This window comes from Acinetobacter tjernbergiae DSM 14971 = CIP 107465 (assembly GCF_000374425.1).
Lineage (GTDB): Bacteria > Pseudomonadota > Gammaproteobacteria > Pseudomonadales > Moraxellaceae > Acinetobacter > Acinetobacter tjernbergiae.
Genome location: NZ_KB894375.1, coordinates 39,617 through 56,676, shown reverse-complemented (window position 1 = coordinate 56,676; position 17,060 = coordinate 39,617). Strand labels below are relative to the sequence as shown.

The 17,060-nt window shown below is 37.7% G+C and carries 19 protein-coding genes; 7 read left to right on the top strand and 12 right to left on the bottom strand.

Annotation, left to right across the window (positions count from 1 at the left end; all coding sequences use genetic code 11):
• Positions 1 to 3: 3 nt before the first annotated feature.
• From pgaB to C502_RS0115405, 5 genes are all read right to left on the bottom strand, one after another.
• Positions 4 to 1,953 carry a poly-beta-1,6-N-acetyl-D-glucosamine N-deacetylase PgaB gene (gene pgaB / locus C502_RS0115425; RefSeq protein WP_228129348.1) on the bottom strand — a complete coding sequence of 650 codons (1,950 nt, stop codon included), beginning with the start codon at positions 1,951 to 1,953 and terminating at the stop codon, positions 4 to 6.
• Between the two features lie 291 nt (positions 1,954 to 2,244).
• Entirely contained in the window at positions 2,245 to 2,637 is a 393-nt protein-coding gene (locus C502_RS0115420) for a hypothetical protein (RefSeq protein ID WP_018679693.1), read from the bottom strand.
• 398 nt (positions 2,638 to 3,035) lie between these two features.
• Positions 3,036 to 3,377: an FKBP-type peptidyl-prolyl cis-trans isomerase gene (locus C502_RS0115415; RefSeq protein ID WP_018679692.1), complete on the bottom strand. Its 342-nt coding sequence runs from the start codon at positions 3,375 to 3,377 to the stop codon at positions 3,036 to 3,038.
• A gap of 38 nt (positions 3,378 to 3,415) precedes the next feature.
• Entirely contained in the window at positions 3,416 to 3,946 is a 531-nt protein-coding gene (locus C502_RS0115410; protein WP_018679691.1) for a YaeQ family protein, read from the bottom strand.
• Between the two features lie 87 nt (positions 3,947 to 4,033).
• Positions 4,034 to 5,038, bottom strand: coding sequence for a CobW family GTP-binding protein (locus C502_RS0115405; RefSeq protein WP_018679690.1), 1,005 nt, complete (start codon positions 5,036 to 5,038; stop codon positions 4,034 to 4,036).
• A gap of 470 nt (positions 5,039 to 5,508) precedes the next feature.
• Here C502_RS0115405 and C502_RS0115400 point away from each other — a divergent pair, with 470 nt between their 5' ends.
• Positions 5,509 to 5,724: a hypothetical protein gene (locus C502_RS0115400; protein ID WP_018679689.1), complete on the top strand. Its 216-nt coding sequence runs from the start codon at positions 5,509 to 5,511 to the stop codon at positions 5,722 to 5,724.
• A 120-nt stretch (positions 5,725 to 5,844) separates the two neighbouring features.
• Here C502_RS0115400 and C502_RS0115395 read toward each other — a convergent pair whose 3' ends face one another.
• The 5 genes from C502_RS0115395 to C502_RS0115375 form a co-directional block, all read right to left on the bottom strand.
• Positions 5,845 to 6,369 (bottom strand): acyl-CoA thioesterase, encoded by a 525-nt coding sequence (locus C502_RS0115395; protein ID WP_018679688.1) that lies wholly within the window; start codon positions 6,367 to 6,369, stop codon positions 5,845 to 5,847.
• Between the two features lie 218 nt (positions 6,370 to 6,587).
• Positions 6,588 to 7,211: a MarC family protein gene (locus C502_RS0115390; RefSeq protein WP_023274739.1), complete on the bottom strand. Its 624-nt coding sequence runs from the start codon at positions 7,209 to 7,211 to the stop codon at positions 6,588 to 6,590.
• A 594-nt stretch (positions 7,212 to 7,805) separates the two neighbouring features.
• The gene (locus C502_RS0115385; protein WP_018679686.1) at positions 7,806 to 9,332 is read right to left on the bottom strand and encodes a DHA2 family efflux MFS transporter permease subunit; all 1,527 of its coding nucleotides are present in this window, start codon (positions 9,330 to 9,332) and stop codon (positions 7,806 to 7,808) included.
• 6 nt (positions 9,333 to 9,338) lie between these two features.
• Positions 9,339 to 10,487: an HlyD family secretion protein gene (locus tag C502_RS0115380; RefSeq protein WP_018679685.1), complete on the bottom strand. Its 1,149-nt coding sequence runs from the start codon at positions 10,485 to 10,487 to the stop codon at positions 9,339 to 9,341.
• Between the two features lie 268 nt (positions 10,488 to 10,755).
• On the bottom strand, positions 10,756 to 11,253 hold the full coding sequence (locus C502_RS0115375; protein ID WP_004663409.1) for a thioesterase family protein: 498 nt from the start codon (positions 11,251 to 11,253) through the stop codon (positions 10,756 to 10,758).
• A 171-nt stretch (positions 11,254 to 11,424) separates the two neighbouring features.
• Between C502_RS0115375 and hemB the strand changes: the two genes are divergently transcribed.
• Entirely contained in the window at positions 11,425 to 12,438 is a 1,014-nt protein-coding gene (hemB, locus tag C502_RS0115370; RefSeq protein ID WP_018679684.1) for a porphobilinogen synthase, read from the top strand.
• A gap of 305 nt (positions 12,439 to 12,743) precedes the next feature.
• The gene (gene thiO, locus C502_RS0115365) at positions 12,744 to 13,865 is read left to right on the top strand and encodes a glycine oxidase ThiO (protein ID WP_018679683.1); all 1,122 of its coding nucleotides are present in this window, start codon (positions 12,744 to 12,746) and stop codon (positions 13,863 to 13,865) included.
• Here thiO and C502_RS0115360 read toward each other — a convergent pair.
• Both C502_RS0115360 and C502_RS0115355 read right to left on the bottom strand, forming a co-directional pair.
• On the bottom strand, positions 13,851 to 14,756 hold the full coding sequence (locus C502_RS0115360) for a TIGR01777 family oxidoreductase (RefSeq protein ID WP_018679682.1): 906 nt from the start codon (positions 14,754 to 14,756) through the stop codon (positions 13,851 to 13,853). The two genes, thiO and C502_RS0115360, sit on opposite strands and share 15 nt — an antisense overlap.
• A 72-nt stretch (positions 14,757 to 14,828) precedes the next feature.
• Entirely contained in the window at positions 14,829 to 15,278 is a 450-nt protein-coding gene (locus C502_RS0115355; RefSeq protein ID WP_023274740.1) for an ABZJ_00895 family protein, read from the bottom strand.
• A 68-nt stretch (positions 15,279 to 15,346) separates the two neighbouring features.
• Between C502_RS0115355 and C502_RS19165 the strand changes: the two genes are divergently transcribed.
• From C502_RS19165 to C502_RS0115335, 4 genes are all read left to right on the top strand, one after another.
• Positions 15,347 to 15,556 (top strand): hypothetical protein, encoded by a 210-nt coding sequence (locus tag C502_RS19165; RefSeq protein ID WP_026315819.1) that lies wholly within the window; start codon positions 15,347 to 15,349, stop codon positions 15,554 to 15,556.
• Positions 15,557 to 15,722: 166 nt separating this feature from the next.
• Positions 15,723 to 15,944, top strand: coding sequence for a hypothetical protein (locus tag C502_RS18420; RefSeq protein WP_023274741.1), 222 nt, complete (start codon positions 15,723 to 15,725; stop codon positions 15,942 to 15,944).
• A 49-nt stretch (positions 15,945 to 15,993) separates the two neighbouring features.
• Positions 15,994 to 16,647 carry a hypothetical protein gene (locus C502_RS0115340; protein WP_023274742.1) on the top strand — a complete coding sequence of 218 codons (654 nt, stop codon included), beginning with the start codon at positions 15,994 to 15,996 and terminating at the stop codon, positions 16,645 to 16,647.
• Positions 16,648 to 16,650: 3 nt separating this feature from the next.
• On the top strand, positions 16,651 to 17,046 hold the full coding sequence (locus tag C502_RS0115335; protein WP_018679677.1) for an SMI1/KNR4 family protein: 396 nt from the start codon (positions 16,651 to 16,653) through the stop codon (positions 17,044 to 17,046).
• The last annotated feature ends 14 nt before the right edge of the window (positions 17,047 to 17,060 follow it).

The following is a 17,060-nucleotide window of genomic DNA, read 5'->3' as shown; positions in this document are numbered from 1 at the left end:
CCGTTATGGTACTAATTGTGATGATTTTAAAGCAAAAGCCTTACGCATCGTTTCTACATCTGGATGTTGTTTAATCGGATCATCAGGATAATACGCAATATGCATCGCACCTTGTTGATAAAGTGATTTAATCGTTGCAGCCATTTCTTCTGAAGGGATCTTCTGATCATTGCGCCAATTAATTGCTTGTAACTCCATGACCGTCTTTTTAATCCCATTTGGATACTGTTTTACACGATCCATAATATCAGTATAAAACTTCTCTGGATTATCCACTTGTTCCATATAAGGCATTGCCATAATCGCTGTGAAATCATAGCGTTTTAATGACTCTTCCAAAGATTGTGCGTACCAATTTTCCGCATATGGATTCAGTGCAACTTGTGCATACAAATTACGTGCCGTCATCAAATAAGGTTGATATTGACGCACTTCACCTGCAAGCTCCATTGCAAAATCGTCTAATGTCCGCGTTTTATATGCTGTCCATTTCTGCAATTTGTCATCATTGTCCCGTATTTGAGCAAGATCTGTTGGTAAACCTTGCTTCGCATAAGCAGCTAAGGCTTGAGGACTTGCATCTTCATAATCTGACAATGTCACATCATCATGGAATAATAGACCATCAAAAGGCGTTGATTTTGCAAGATCTTGATAAATTTCTTTAATGGCTTGTCTTGCTTTAGGTGAGTATGGGCTTAAACGTATATAACCCATATTCAAATGTTCATCTGCTTTGGCTTGCTGTGTTACAACCAACTCTTTTGATACTGGGTCTGATTTAGGTAATTCCCATGCAAGCAAAGGCATCCAAGCATACAAACGTTGTACTGGCGTACGCGTTTGAATTTGCCAAGCCACTCGGTTAAATAAATCAGCACGCATTGGAATATGACGATTTGGGAAATATACCATATCCGCAGAACCATTGGCGTCAGGATCAGAAAATGCTTGTAAATAAACGGTTTTTACACCCATTCCGTTAATGCGATCTAAAAGATTACCTAAATTACGCTCTTGTTGTTGTGGATCTGGATCATAAATATAATCTAAATCAACATGCATAATTTTCTGTGGACGATTATTATCATTGAAATTGAGTTCGCGATTTTTAATTTCCTGTGCCAATGCATTGGTCGACATATTACCTTGAATGAGAATACGTCCCATATTCTGAATCGATTGCTTTGCATGATCAGCACCATCATCCAAAGTAATTGTAATCGGCATACCCAATTGCTTGGAGATTTGTACTAATTGCATATTGTACCGACCATAAGGCCAAACCATGACACGTGGTGAACGCAAACCATGTGCTTTTAATAAGTCATTATTCTTTTTTAAATCTTGATAAACACGTGTTCGGTAACTCGCATCACTTTCATAGGTTTTGGTTTTTAGATCGTAGATTCGAGTAATCGCAGCAGGCTCTGAGTTAGCTTGAGGATTTGCGGTGACACCACGATGCAAATGATAACTATGGCTCGCAATTTCAACAAAACCACTATTTTGCATTTCTTTAAGTTCATTCCAACTTAAAATCTTATTCCGTGCGATCTCATCACCACCAAAATCAACTTTCTGATCGGCTTTTGGCTCTAACCAAGAACCAACCACAGCCAACACCACTGGAATTTTTTTTGCACGGATAATTGGATAAGCATTTTGATAAAAAGACTGATAACCATCATCAACAGTCAATAAAACGGGCTTCGTTGGTAACGTATATTTGCCTTGATGAGCTTTAAGGAGTTGATCAACATTAATAAAGTGATAGCCATTCTTTTGTAACCAATCAATATGTTCACTAAATTGTTGTGTTGTTACCGCATAGCTTGGAATAAGTGCATCTTTATGATCAGTAATTTCATGATAACCAATGACGGTTAACGTTGTCGCATCAATTTTGGAATTTTCTGCAAAAGTTGCCGTAGTCGCAACCACACCAATCATTAGACCTAAAAACTTTTTAAAGGTCGAAGACACTAAACGTGTTGTCATAGAGATATCGTCTCAATATTAGAAAATGGCTGATCGCGAATCATGCATGAATCATCTTACAATTTATGGACAAGTAAGAGCTTCTAGTGCGCCAACTGGGAGTGAGGATTGTATTTATAATTTTAGAATCTGAAAATAATCTTAAAAGTTTATTTTATGAAATATATAGCAATATAAAATGATTTTTTCACAACAAAAGAAAAAGTGCTCAACATTCTGCATGTTGAGCACTTCAAAACTCTATTAATATTGAATTAATTGAAAATTGGGGTGTTCAGACAATTGTTGTAAATAATAGCGTTCTTTTTGATAGAAATATTTATATAACCGATTGACCCACTCTCCACGGCGGAAGGTTTGAATTTTTTTACCTACACCATCATATTCTAGCAATACAACATGACCATCCAAGGGTGATAGTAAGGTGATTTGGTAATCTGGTGCATGCTGATGTGAAGGACTCAGTTCTCTTACAATTTCGACTTTATTTTCCCCATCCATCCAATAATGTTTATCAATCAATGCTTTCTCATTGACCCAAAAACCAGCTTCAGCACCATTATATGTATTGATCAAGAAAAAATTATGCAGCTCTTTTAATAGTTCCGATGCGGTGATATCCAAATAGTCATTCATAGCTACCTCTACTCACTCAAATTTTTAGTGCCTGTAAATACAGACATCGAATTTTTATAATTTACCGAGCCATTGTTGTGACTAGACTGATCACCGATGGCAATGATTAAAAGCAATTTCTCCAAAAGGTAAATTAACATCACATTTTTTTAAAAAAATTTGATTAAAAATACATTGCTCTTTATCTAAAAGATATACAGAACCGTCTATAGAATCAACAATTTTCAGAAGAATGTCAGAACAAATAGAAAAAAGTAAAAGTGATTAAATTCAATTATTTATCATTAATCTAAAAATGCAATTCGTACTATTATTGTAATTTTTTGTAATTTAGTTACAAAGCAAGGACTCATTCAGCAAATCAACACGATCCATGCTTTGTAAAATTTCAGATTGAATTACTCGTCTCGAGTCTTTACATCAAAAAGCTCAATTTCAAATGTAAGATTGGCATTTGCAGGAATAATTTTTCCCATCTTACGTGCGCCATAAGCCAAATGAGCAGGTACGATAAGCTTACGCTTTCCACCAACGCGCATTCCCATGATGCCTTGATCCCAACCTTTGATGACTCGACCAGTACCAATCACTGTTTCAAAATAATTGCCACGATCAATTGAAGAGTCAAACTGAGTACCATCTTCCAACCACCCCGTGTAATGCGTTGTGATTAAAGCCCCTCTAACAGCTTCTTTACCTTCACCAATCTTTAAATCAATAATCTCTAATTCAGTACTCATTTATTTCACTCCAAACGTAGACACAGTTCTATTGAAAATTATTGCAATTGTTGCCACTGAATCTCGACTTGCCCTTTGTCGCTTAACAGTGTCCACTCCCCATCCATAATATTCAATTGTAATTGCATGGTGCGTTCACATAACTGTTCAAGTGCTTGTGTCGTTGGAGGTACTAACTGCCAAACGTCCACATTACTTAAGGTCTTAATCTTGGTATTCTTTTGCCACCAATCATCAGATTGAGAGCCGTAAGTCACCACGGCTACTTTCTTACAACGCGCACTGGCTTTTTTCACTTTATCTTCAGATGGACAACCCACTTCAATCCACTTTTCTAAAAGCCCTGTCAGGTCTTTTTGCCACAACGCTGGCTCATCTGTTTCAAATAGATCTTTGGTAAACTCTAAGCGTTCATCTGCATATCGAGCATAAGCCAAAATACGTACCATTAAACGCTCAATCGTTTCCGATGGGTGCAAAGCAAGCGTTAGTTGATAATCCGCATAGATATGCTCATCCATATTGGCAATATTCAGGTCTACCTTATATATTGTTGCTTTCAACGCCATAAACGATACTCTTCGATACTGTGTTCTCAAATTTGGCGCTAAGCATACTCTATTTATTGAATATAATGCGCTGTTTTGTTAACATCGCTATTGATCAATATTACGGCAACACGCTAATAACTGCGTTTCAAATGCGAACCAATCTTGATGTGACTGGGTAATGATTTCAATTCGATTATCAATGCTTTCATCAGCAGACTTATAGTTAAACTGTTGAGGATTAAAATTAAAGCTCTTCCACCCTTGATCAGTATTAAAAATCCCTTTAATTCTGACCCAATCTTGTTGGGCACAGAGTAAGTCTAATAAATTATAAAAGTTGAATTGCCAACGTTTCGGCAATTTCCACCCCCCAACCGTATAGCCTTGGGTTGTCTCTACATAATGATAAGGAAGTTGTTTTATTTCAGCTCTCTTTTCATCATTTGACTGTATTTTTTGCAATTTTAATAGTGGTTGAATTTTACGTTGCACAGGTTGTTGCACAATATCAAGTTGAGGCAATCCAACTTGTCCATTTTCAGCCTCAATCCAATACTGTACATAGGTTTGATATTCTTGTTTTAACGCCGAATACGCCTGCCAATCCGCATCATTCATACAATCAACATGTGAAAGGACAACAATTTGTGCAGCTTTAAGTTGATCGGTATATAAATTCTGTTGTACCCATTCACGATCATGTAAACGACTACCATCAACCACAATCACCAAAGCACGCATATTCAAACTGCTTTGCCAATGTGGCTCGGTGAGTTGTTCTAATAATTGAGCTGGATGCCCCAAGCCTGTAGGTTCAATAAATAATCGATCAGGCTTACTCTCACTCAGTAATCGAGACAGTGCGATTTGCATGGGCAATTGACTACTACAACATAAACAGCCACCTAATAATTCTTTAACGGCATAGCCTTGCTGTTGTGCAATCAATTGCTGATCGACACCGATTTGACCAAACTCATTCATAAGAATCGCCCAGACTTCATGTTCAGGCTTTTGTGCTAATAAATGCTGTAATAAAGTTGTCTTACCCGCACCTAAAAAACCAGAAATAATATGTGTTGGAACAGGTTTAGGAGCAAGAATCTTCACATGGTTCTCTAAATTGAACTTTGTTTTATTTTATAGATAAAATTTCTAAGAATGGAATAGTTTTCATCATGGCTTTAACAAACTAAAAGCTCAGCATCTCTCCTGGCCTGTACTGACATCTAAAAATATTCTCAATTCAGGCATACCAATAACTTTATTCAATCATGAGAAGCGGCATCGAATCTCAGGATTGTTCTAAACACGTAAATTTCTAGCTTATTTTTCAACCACAAAAATATATTTAGATACATTATCACGCTCTCTTAAAAGCTAAAGTTTTACCGAGAAACCACATAAGGCTCATTTATGCTGCACTATTGTTAAGATCAACGTAAAAGATTGTTAAAAATATTGCTGTAAAAAAGTTTGGCACTTAGCATGAACTCCATGCCAAGGTTTGAGATCTCATATTCATTGATGACTTAAATTTTGGCTAAAACTTAAATCAAATTGAAATATGGATGCCAAACATGAAACTTATCAAAACTTTAATTGCTACAACACTAACGCTTGCTGCGGCAACAGCGTTCGCTGCATCAAATCATAAGGAATCACATCGTGCCGACGTAACGGAAGAAAAAGTCGTTGTATCCACTCAGGAACAACCTGAAACACAAGATCTAGCAACAACGGATGTAACTGCAAGTGAAGCAAGTGCAAGCTCTGCGACGACCACAACAAATTAAAGCGGTCTTAACATTTACTCTCACACAACTTTTGTAAGGATCTTCGCAATCTTAAATTACAAATAAAAAAAAGATCGAACCATGCTGCGGTTCGATCTTTTTTTAAAGTCTTTTTATAAACTAATTAACACTGCTCGGTTTTTTAAAAATACTGCACGAAGGTTGATGAACCTCTTGTAAGCGCATATCTTTACGCTGCTCAGCAGCTTCAAAACGGCAACGTTTCCAATCTGTATCTAATTTCAAGATCGGAACTGCTTTTGGTTTTCGTTCCTCATCAACAGCAACCATCGTGAAATAACACGTATTGGTATGTCGAATGGTACGTTTCTGGATATTCTGTGCTTCTACGCGAATACCCACTTCCATAGAAGTACGCCCAACATGATTAACACTCGCTAAAAAAGTGACTAATTCACCAACGTAAATCGGCTCTTTGAAATTTACTTTATCAACCGACAAGGTAACAACATAGCTACCTGAATAACGACTTGCACAAGCATAAGCAACTTGGTCAAGCAGTTTTAAAATTGCTCCACCATGAACATTACCTGAGAAATTTGCCATATCAGGTGTCATCAAAACTGACATTGTAAGCTCTGACTGGTCGTCAGGTGCTTGGTTCAATTGATCTAATGGATACATAGGAGAACTCATAGAGAATACAACGTGGCTATTATCGTTCATTCCCCTCCGTAAAAATACGGATAAATCCATAAAACATCATCAACGATTTTTATGGTATCTCGGGGGATTATTTCAGAACGATTACATTAACAGTATTTTTATTGAATTTACTGAAATTTAATAAAAATACATTTCAAAAATAAATACCATATATACAAAATTACATATCAAAAAACTCAATGCAAATTTGCTGATTGCATCAATCCCATAACACCATTGACGATCATATCAACCGCAATCGTACCAATCAGTAAAGCAGATAAACGCCCCATAATGTCAAAATAACGATCAATGTGCTTGGCATGTTTATAACGTAAATGATCATGCCCATATTTCATCGCAATTAAAATACTACACGTCAGTGCAAGCGTAACCGCAATAACAGCGATTGCACCTGTGAATGGAACACTTACACCGGTTACAACTGCAGCACTAATCGTACCTGGCCCAATCATAAACGGCATGGCAATCGTTCCTGCCAAATGCTCAGGAGCACCTCGCATTTCCCCAATTGTTTCAGCACCCTGAAATACATAACGATAACCAATAACAAGGAAAATTAATCCACCAAAAATTTGGAATGATTCAAAGCGTACATTTAGATAACGACTAAAAATATTCTCACCTCCCCATGCAAATAATGCAAAAACAGCAAAAGCAATCAGGCTTCCTTGAATCAGGGCTTTATTAAAGACTTTTACATCGGTGTTACGGATCATCCCGACCATGTAAACACTCATTAAAAAGGGATTCAATAATGAAAAAAACAATGCAAATGCATGAATATAAGGAGAAAACATAAGACGTTGATTGCCGTTTAAAATAAATGATTTAAAGAATCAAAATGAGCTTACAATCCGAATCACATTTTTAGATGAACCACTTTTGTGGAAATGAAATTTGACTGACTCATTTTTCAAACTTAGCTACAGGTTAGACATAGGAACTTACTATTACCATTTATGTGAACTCATATTTATGCATGCCATCAATAGCCAGCGAGTAAAATATAGAGTCCATCGCAATAGAAAAAGATGACGTCTCTAATTTTACAGATCAAAATATTTTTTAACTTGCATCGCATGTATATGGGAAGTTGTGAAAATGTAAAAATATACTTATTTTTTAAACAGAATTTAAGAGATGATCTACATCAGGTATCAATAGATATTTTTCTAATACTTAAGTTTAAATGATTGAAATAAAATTCCCAATCATTGTGCTTCTATTCTGAAGATCTACAAATATTATATTAGATCGTATAAGTCATCAAAAAGAAGCTTTCAGACTCGATTAAAAGGGCTAAATGAACCTTCAGACCAAATTTAAATAAAAAACTCGGATGCATAGATCCGAGAGTTTTTAGAACAGAAATAACGATCTTTTCGTTCAAATCAATGTGGTGCAGGTCCACCTATAATCGGTTTCGGTTTTGGACTCATCCAAATTAACGCACTCGCAAAAATAAACACAATTGCCAGAAGCATAAACACATGATTTGCTGACATAGTAATCGCTTCTTTATCAACTAAATTTGCAATGGTTGCTAGTGTTGCATCAGGTGAAAAACCATTTTGAAGCAACGTATTTTGCACTTCTTGTGGATGCAAATTATTCACCATTTCACTACGTGCTACCTTCGTGTGATCATCCCAAATTGTTACTGCAATTGAAGCACCAATCGCTCCTGCCATCGTTCTCAAAAAATTCATTAAACCAGCGGCTGATGCCATTTCTTGAGCTAAAACCGAACCCATTGCAATATTGGAGAGTGGGATAAAGAAAAATGGTACGGCAAAACCTTGCAATATTTGTGGCCAAGCCAATGCCATAAAGTCCGCATCCGTGACCCAAAATGCCCGCATAATTGTCACTGTACCCAACAAAGCCAAACCAAAACTTGCCAATGCTCGTGGATCATATTTAGTCGAAAGTTTTGCCACAATCGGTGACATGGTTAAACTACCAAACCCCATGGTTGCAGTTAGATACCCCGCCCATGTCGCGGTATAGCCCAAATTGATTTGTAGCCATTGCGGAATTAAAACAATACTGCCAAAAAATGCACCAAAGCCAAAAGCGAGTGCAAGCACAGAAACTGCAAAACCACGGTGTCGGAACACATACAGATTGACCACAGGATGCTTTTCCGTCAGTTCCCAGATCATAAAGACAATAAAACCAATCACTGCTGTCAATGCTAATACAATAATACTGGTGCTATTAAACCAATCTCGTTCATGCCCGAGATCTAGCATCAATTGTAAAGCACCAATCCACAGGACTAACAAACCTAAACCAACTGCATCTATTCGTAATTTCTCAGTTTTAGTCTCAGCAACGGTTAATAAACGAATTGCAGCTAAAACACAGAAAATTCCAACAGGGATATTAATAAAGAAAATCCAGTGCCAAGACAGATTATCACTAATCAGTCCGCCTAAAATTGGTCCTAAGATCGGTCCAATGACGGTTGTCATCGCCCAAAGCCCCATTGCCTGTGCATGTTTTTCTGGTGGGAAAATTCGCATTAACAAGGTTTGACTGAGTGGCATAAGTGGACCACCACAAAGTCCTTGACCAATACGGAAAAATACCAACATTTCTAATGAGGTTGCTAAACCACATAAAAATGAAAAGATGGTAAAGCCGATCAGTCCAAAGACAAAAACTCTGACTGTACCAAACCGCCCTGCCAACCAACCCGTTAAAGGAACACAAATGGCTTCCGCAACGGCGTAGGAGGTAATCACCCACGTCCCTTGTGAACTGGAAACAGCTAAGTTACCTGTAATATGAGGCACTGAAACATTGGCAATGGTGGTATCGAGTACCACCATAAAATTTGAAAGTGCAATGACAAAAGCAGCAAGCAGTAATCGCCCACCGCTGAGTTCTGCAAAAGGATTCTGCGTTTTCATGGCTGATTACTTCGATGCGAGATCAATGTCCGCTTGCATCGACAACCCTACACGCAATGGATGTTCTGCAAGTTCTTTTGGATCAAGCGTAATACGTACAGGCAAACGCTGTACTACTTTAATCCAGTTTCCTGTCGCGTTCTGTGCTGGAATCAAGGCAAATGCTGCACCTGTCCCGCCAGAGAAGCCCTGTACTGTCCCATGATAAACCACATCATCACCATACAGATCTGAACGCAACGTTACTTTCTGCCCTGCTTTCACTTTAGCAAGTTGACTTTCTTTGTAGTTTGCATCGACATACAGTGCAGCGACAGGCACCACTGACATCATCACAGTCCCAGGTGCAACACGTTGCCCAATTTGAGTACTTTTACGCGCCACCACACCATCAACAGGCGCATGAATAACGGTACGTTCTAGATCAAGCATAGCCTGCTCGACATGTGCTTTTGCAACCAAGACATCAGGTGTTGATGCTTCATTCGCCCCTTGAATCAATGCTTCATTTGCCGCAAGTGTACTTTCTGCGGCTTTACGGCTTGAAGTTGCTTGCGCCAAACCCGCTTGGGCTAAATCTAAGCTTGCTTGTGCTGTCGATACAGCACTTTGCGCTTTGCTCAATTCTTCTTTAGAAATTGCCCCTGAAGCAGCAAGTTCATTACGACGCTTTAATTCTAAGTTAACTTTATCAAAATCTGCTTGTGCTTTAGTTACTTGTGCCTGCGCACTGGTAATTTCATCATTGCGAACCACAACTTGAGAATTCAATGAGCTACTATTGGCTTGACTTTGCTTGTATTGACGCTGCGCTTTTGCCAATTCGGCTTGTGCTTGTGCCAATTGAATTTTGGCATCACGCTCATCAAGGCGTACTAACACATCACCTTTTTTCACTTGTTGCGTATCTTTCACCAAAACTTCAGCGACTTGCCCACTGACCATTGAAGTAATTTGTGCCGTTTCCGCCCCAACATAGGCATTATCGGTACTAACAGCATGGTTAAAGAACAACGCCCAAATAGCATACAAAATTGCTGCAAGGATAAGAATAAGTGCGAAAAATCCTAAAAACTTTTTACGTTTTGCTTTCATTGCATCATCTGATGCCGAATTAGCAGCAATATCTTGTTGATTAGCTTGGGCGTCAGTCATATGTTATTCCTGAAAAATTAAAGGGATTTTTAACTTTTGGTTTAATCAGCCGATCAGTCTAGTTTTTTTAACTTAACCAATTGTTAAAACCTAAGATCAAAATACAAACAAAAATTTAAATCGCATTTTAACGATAAAAAATCATATGGCGAGAATAAAAAAAATAACTGATGCGTTCAATTCTTATATTTTGATAATTATTTTTTACTTCACTTTCATTTAAACAATAAAAAAGCGTCAAAAGACGCTTTCATATCGAATACTGTACTTAGAATGCGTAAGAAGCAATTGCTGTTGCAATTGGTTTAGCTTCATCATTGAGCATGGTCATACGCATGGTACAGCCTTTGCGTCCTAAACGTAATGTTTCCGCACGTGCCGTAAAAAACTGCCCACGACCAGGTGCAAGATAATCAACACGCATATCCACAGTTGCTAAACGCGATACTTTTTTAATCGTGTCAGGAAGATCTTCTGGAGTTGCACGGCGATACAGTTGTTCCATTGCAACCACACCACCAATACTATCCAGTAAGGTCGCAGCAACACCACCATGCAAAATTTGGAAGGCAACATTACCAACCAACTCAGGCTGCATTTCGATATAACCTTCAATTTGATCATCAACAACGCGCATGCTCATGCCACAATGCTTAAAAAATGGTGAAGAATTAAATGCTTTACAAAGCTGCTTTAATACCACGTCATGATCGGCTTTAGCACCTAACTGAATATTGCCTGTCCAGTTTTTCTTTACATCATTCATACGCTGCCTGAATCCAAAGGAACGATAAACATCCCATTATTTTGTACAAATCTAAAATTATGGGGCTACAATAGCGAGGATATTTAATTGAACTTAGCCGCTAAGTTCTCCCTAGCATGACTTAAATACTTCAATTATTCCTATAGTGTAATACTGAACACCGAGATTGTTATGACTTATACGTTCAATCGTCCTGCTTTTCCTGCGACTCGCATGCGCCGTATCCGTAAAAATGACCAACTTCGTGCCATGGTCAGCGAAACACAACTCACAGCTAATCACTTGATTTATCCAGTATTTGTATTACCAGGACAACAACAAACTCAAGATATTCCAAGCATGCCAAATGTACAGCGTCTATCTGCTGATTTATTACTCAAAAAAGCAGAAGGCTTGCTCGAGCTTGGCGTTTCAAAGCTTGCTTTATTTCCAGTAACGCCACAAGAAGACAAAAGTTTAACAGCGGAAGCTGCATGGCATGAAGATGGTTTGGTTCAAACTACATGTCGCTTACTGAAAAAAGAATTACCAGAAATGGTACTGATTACCGATGGTGCACTTGACCCTTATACCACACATGGTCAAGACGGTATCATTGATGAAACTGGTTATGTTTTAAATGATGAAACGGTTGAATGCCTAGTCAAACAAGCCCTCAGCCATGCACAAGCGGGTGCTGATGTCGTTGCACCAAGTGACATGATGGATGGACGCATTGGTGCGATTCGTCAAGCACTTGAGCAGAATGGTTTTATCTATACCAATATCATGGCGTATTCAGCAAAATATGCCTCAAGCTTCTATGGCCCTTTCCGTGATGCAGTGGGTTCAGCAAGTAATTTAAAAGGTGCAAATAAATATAATTATCAAATGGATGTTGGCAATCGTGCCGAGGCATTGCATGAAATTGCACTTGATATTCAGGAAGGTGCAGATATGGTGATTGTAAAACCGGGTATGCCTTATCTGGATGTCGTCCGTGAAGTGAAAGATACTTTTGGTGTGCCGACTTTTATCTACCAAGTCAGCGGTGAATACGCCATGCTTGCAGCGGCGATTCAAAATGGCTGGTTATCTGAAAGCGTGATTTTAGAGTCATTGATGTGCTGTCGTCGTGCGGGTGCAGATGGTATTTGGACGTATTTTGCCGAAGATGCTGCACGTAAACTCAAAGAGATGAGATAATATCTAATTGATTTTAATATGATAATATATACAACAGAGTCTTGCTGAGTTCTCATCTTATTTTCAGGATAAGCAACTTCGTCTTGCGCTATACCAAAGCTTTAGTCGCTTTGGTTTGCTCAGGCTCGCCCTACTTTTGTTTCGACAAAAGTAGGCAAAACCATTGTCATCCGCAAAACCTGTTCATTTCTTGCATTTATTTAATTTTATTGCAAAAACATTATCTTGTTTATACCACGCAGGTTGCGGATGACGTCTCCGAGTATCAAATTTCAGGATTAATTTTCTTGAACTTGGGCTAAAGTATGCATATTGCCATAATTGGTGCGGGTATTAGCGGCTTGATGTCAGCATTAGAACTTGCTGAACAAGGCTGCTCTGTTGATATTTTTGATCAACAACAAGCAGGTCAAGCTGCTTCATGGGCAGGTGGTGGAATTCTTTCCCCGATGTATCCGTGGCGTTATGCACCAGAAGTGAACCAACTTGCACAATACGGTAAATCGCTGTATCAAATGTGGAATGAAAAACTTCTGCCTATCACGGGGATTGATTTTCAAATCCACAATACAGGCATGCTGATTTTCGATCAGGAAGACTTTGATGTAGGGCTGAACTATGCCAATCAATATCAAGAAGCCATGCAGCAGTGTGATTTGTTAGATCGCAAACAACTTGAACAAATTAATCCGCATATTTCAGAAAAATTTCAACAAGCCATCCATTTTCCGCAACTGTCGAATGTACGTAATCCTCGTTTATTACAATCTCTCATCAGCTATCTTAAACAGCATCCTTTCGTTCGTTTTTTTGAACACTGCCCGATTGATCAACTGATTGTTAAAAATAAAATGGTACACGGGATACAAACCCCAAACGGTCAAGTTTTTCATGCTGATCATGTTGTTCTGACCTCAGGCGCATGGAGTCAATATTGGGAAGAACACATACATCGAAAAATTCCTGTGCATCCCATACAGGGGCAAATGCTGCTGTTCAAAACACCTGAAAACTGGTTACCTACCATGTGTATGAACCGTGTGATGTATCTCATTCCACGTCAAGATGGTCATATTGTCTGTGGTTCGAGTATGGCTGACTGTGGTTTTAGTACGGCTGTGGATGAGCAAACACAGCAAAATATTTTAAGCGCATGTTTAGATATGGTGCCTGAGTTAAAACAATTCCCCATCGTGAGCCGCTGGGCAGGTTTACGTCCTAGTTCACCTCAGGGAATTCCTTATATTGGTGAAATGCCTGATATAGCCAACTTATGGGCAAATTTCGGGCATTTCCGCAATGGTCTATGCATGGGTGCTAGTTCAGCGCAATTGTTACGCCAACTCATTTTAAAACAAGCACCAATTGTTGACCCAAGTGCATATTCACCAAGTCGTTTGAAGAAACAAAATTTAGTGACCCAATAAAATTTCAGTTAAGGCTTGCTCTAAATTGGGATACTGAAATTTAAAACCATGACTGCATAATGCCTGAGGCGTTACATATTGGCCATTTAAAATCAATTGTGACTGCTCCCCTAATGCTAATTCAAACACGCATTTAGGCATTGTCATAAAAGGTTTACGTTTCAAAACTCGTGCAGCAACATCAGCAAAACCTTGTTGATTGATTTGTTCTGGAGCAACTAAATTGTAAACTTTTTGGTCAGCCTGTAATTGAAGTAAAAAAATAATTGCTCTTAAAACATCTTGAATATGAATCCAAACAACAGGTTGTTTGCCTGACCCAATTTTAGCAATCATATTCAATCGAATCGGCAATAACATTTGTGGCAAGATTCCACCATCACCAAAAACAACAGCTAAACGGATAATCTTAGTATTTTGTTGAGTGAATTTAAGTGCTGTTTGTTCCCAAGCCTGACAAAGCTCAGACATAAAAATTGCTTGTGGCTGTGTATTTTCATCACAGATCGCCATCCACTTTTCTTGAGGATCAATCCCGTAATAACCAATTGCCGAACCAGAAATAATACATTGGGGGAAAATACTTTTTTGCTGCAACCATTGATAAAGCTGTTCAGTCATATCAACTCGGCTTTGAATCAGTTGTTTCTTTCTTTGATCAGTCCAACGTTTTTGACCAATATTTTCTCCTGCGAGATTAATTACATAATCAATCTCATTTGATGTAATTGCATCGAAATGATTTACCCATGTCAAATCTGAATGATGAGAAGCTTTATTTTTTTGTCGTGTCAGCGCAATCACGTGAAAATTATTTTTCAATAAAAAAGGTAAAAGATGAGAACCAATAAATCCACTTGCACCTGTCACCAATACCGTCATTTTTTTCATGGATTGATCTATCAAAAATGAATTGTATTAAAAGTTTTAGCAGAATACAGGTGAATTATAAGTGAACTTTACTCACATCTTAAACATCTTGTTCGCCATTCGTTGTGCTTGTGCGCCATAAAACCAATACGTAATTAAAAATAACGGTGCAGCAATCATCAACCATATCGCAAAAACAGTCAGTAAAAATTCAGGTTGTTTGAAATATAAGATAAAATTTTGCCAAACTTCGGGATCTTTACGTGCAAAAATAAACAAACCCAGTAGTAAACCACATAAGTTGTAGCCCCAAAAAATTAAACTAAATGCGAGGCTAAATCTTCTTTTCTCTGAACTCGTCGGTGCGCGACGTTGTTGCTTTAGAAATTTAAATAAAACAAAAATCATTGCAATCAAATAAGGTATTGCAGTAAGTACACCACCAATGCTATTGGGTAAAATTGCCGCCATAACTCCAGCAACTAGACTAGAAATTAGGCATACAATAAAAAACCAAAGATAGTACAAACGCAATGAAATCATATAAATAAACCAAATCTAATTCACTTCAAAAAATAATTATAAATTTTTTTCACTTTTTTTTCATTTTTATGTCAACCAATCCACATCTAGCAGCGTTATATAGGGTACAAGGTCGCAGCAACCGAATGTTGATTGCACGGCATCCGCAATATTTTTCGGTGACCTTTCATTATGACTTTCTATCTTTAATTATGGTTTTGTTAGCAGCCAAAACCGTTGATAAAGATTTTGACCGACGATTTCTCATCACTCGAATCGTCGGTTTTTATTTTTTATAATGCTCAAAAATAAAAAATCAGAATATAAACCATGTCATATCTATTGAAATTCAATTTTCAAGTTCACAATGCAATACACATCTATGTTCAGTTAAGACTTTAGAAAAATAGGAAATCTTTCAATTGAATATTATCCTATTAAAACAAAAGTGTTCACGACAGCGTATTGCAAACCTCGTTGCCATGCCATCCACTGGGTGCTGTAAATGCATTTATGGGTCATATTGCAATAGAAAACTTTGATAAAACTGCAATGAGTATTTTAACTTTAAGTGGTATTGTCACGCTGAATAAACGTGTAATCCATAACTGTTGTTGGCAAGACTATTTCATGAATTTAGATCATTACGTCTTTGCTCGATATGAAATTGATGAGAATGCAAAATGACAATGCTATACTAAAATTCATAAAATTAAGCGAGTTAAGCCCTATAAAAATGAAATGTCCAAACTGCCAAGTTGACGTCATAAATGAGAATATAAATATCCAAACGGATATGGGGAAATGCCAAGCTTGTAACCATATTTTCCGTGTTTCAGAGAATTTTGATACGCCAACATATGCGTTTGATATCAATCAACCGCCACGTGGTACTTGGTATAAAAACAATCTGCAAGAAATCAAATTGGGTGCAACACTAAGAAGCCCGATTGCCTTCTTTTTAGTACCCTTTATGTTGATTTGGTCTGGTGGCTCATTGGGTGGCATTTATGGTACTCAAATCGCAAAACAACAATTTAGCCTTTTACAAAGTTTATTTGGTATCCCCTTTCTGATTGGAACCATCATTTTTGGTTCACTTACACTGATGATGCTATTCGGTAAAATCGAGCTCACCATTAATCAACAAGGTGGACGTGTTTTTACTGGAATTGGCAGAATAGGAAAATCAAAATATTTTAATTGGCATGACGTTAGTCGAATTAGAGAAAACCGTTCAACGAACTCATCCAATAAACAGCAAGCTCAAATCGTAATTGATGCAAATCAACCAATTAGTTTCGGCTTAGGGCTTCCTCCAGAAAGATACCACTACCTATTTCATGCATTGAAAAAAATACAATCACAATATAAGCCTGAGCGAAGATAATTCATGGCGTTTCCAATTGAGGAACAATATATTCTAGCGGCTGAGAAACAACTCAACCTTGTATTTCCAACATCTTTTAAAAATAAAATGATGATCGAAAATGGTGGTGATGTTTTTGTTCAAGATGATGACTGGCAAATTTTCCCATTTTTCGATCAATCTAATCAAAAAAGAAAAATACGCACATGCAATCATATCTTGCATGAAACAAAAATTGCGAAACAATGGACTGGTTTTCCATTACATGCAATTGCAATCGCCCGTAATGGATGTGGAGATTATTTAGTTTTTCTTCCACAGGTACACGACCAACATACGCTTTCAGATCTAGTCTATATTTGGTTTCATGGCACGAACGAAATCCAACAAGTTGATTTAGATTTTAAAAAATTGGTATAGCCTCCCTAAAAACT

Coding starts and splice junctions, on each gene's coding strand:
- C502_RS19165 (WP_026315819.1), top strand. CDS start 15,347: ATGTCAACCAATCCACATCTAGCAGCGTTATATAGGGTACAAGGTCGC.
- hemB (WP_018679684.1), top strand. CDS start 11,425: ATGACTTATACGTTCAATCGTCCTGCTTTTCCTGCGACTCGCATGCGC.
- C502_RS0115395 (WP_018679688.1), bottom strand. CDS start 6,369: ATGTATCCATTAGATCAATTGAACCAAGCACCTGACGACCAGTCAGAG.
- C502_RS0115380 (WP_018679685.1), bottom strand. CDS start 10,487: ATGACTGACGCCCAAGCTAATCAACAAGATATTGCTGCTAATTCGGCA.
- pgaB (WP_228129348.1), bottom strand. CDS start 1,953: ATGATTGGTGTGGTTGCGACTACGGCAACTTTTGCAGAAAATTCCAAA.
- C502_RS0115385 (WP_018679686.1), bottom strand. CDS start 9,332: ATGAAAACGCAGAATCCTTTTGCAGAACTCAGCGGTGGGCGATTACTG.
- C502_RS0115400 (WP_018679689.1), top strand. CDS start 5,509: ATGAAACTTATCAAAACTTTAATTGCTACAACACTAACGCTTGCTGCG.
- thiO (WP_018679683.1), top strand. CDS start 12,744: ATGCATATTGCCATAATTGGTGCGGGTATTAGCGGCTTGATGTCAGCA.
- C502_RS0115335 (WP_018679677.1), top strand. CDS start 16,651: ATGGCGTTTCCAATTGAGGAACAATATATTCTAGCGGCTGAGAAACAA.
- C502_RS0115375 (WP_004663409.1), bottom strand. CDS start 11,253: ATGAATGATGTAAAGAAAAACTGGACAGGCAATATTCAGTTAGGTGCT.
- C502_RS0115390 (WP_023274739.1), bottom strand. CDS start 7,211: ATGTTTTCTCCTTATATTCATGCATTTGCATTGTTTTTTTCATTATTG.
- C502_RS0115420 (WP_018679693.1), bottom strand. CDS start 2,637: ATGAATGACTATTTGGATATCACCGCATCGGAACTATTAAAAGAGCTG.
- C502_RS0115415 (WP_018679692.1), bottom strand. CDS start 3,377: ATGAGTACTGAATTAGAGATTATTGATTTAAAGATTGGTGAAGGTAAA.
- C502_RS0115340 (WP_023274742.1), top strand. CDS start 15,994: ATGAAATGTCCAAACTGCCAAGTTGACGTCATAAATGAGAATATAAAT.
- C502_RS0115355 (WP_023274740.1), bottom strand. CDS start 15,278: ATGATTTCATTGCGTTTGTACTATCTTTGGTTTTTTATTGTATGCCTA.
- C502_RS0115360 (WP_018679682.1), bottom strand. CDS start 14,756: ATGAAAAAAATGACGGTATTGGTGACAGGTGCAAGTGGATTTATTGGT.
- C502_RS0115410 (WP_018679691.1), bottom strand. CDS start 3,946: ATGGCGTTGAAAGCAACAATATATAAGGTAGACCTGAATATTGCCAAT.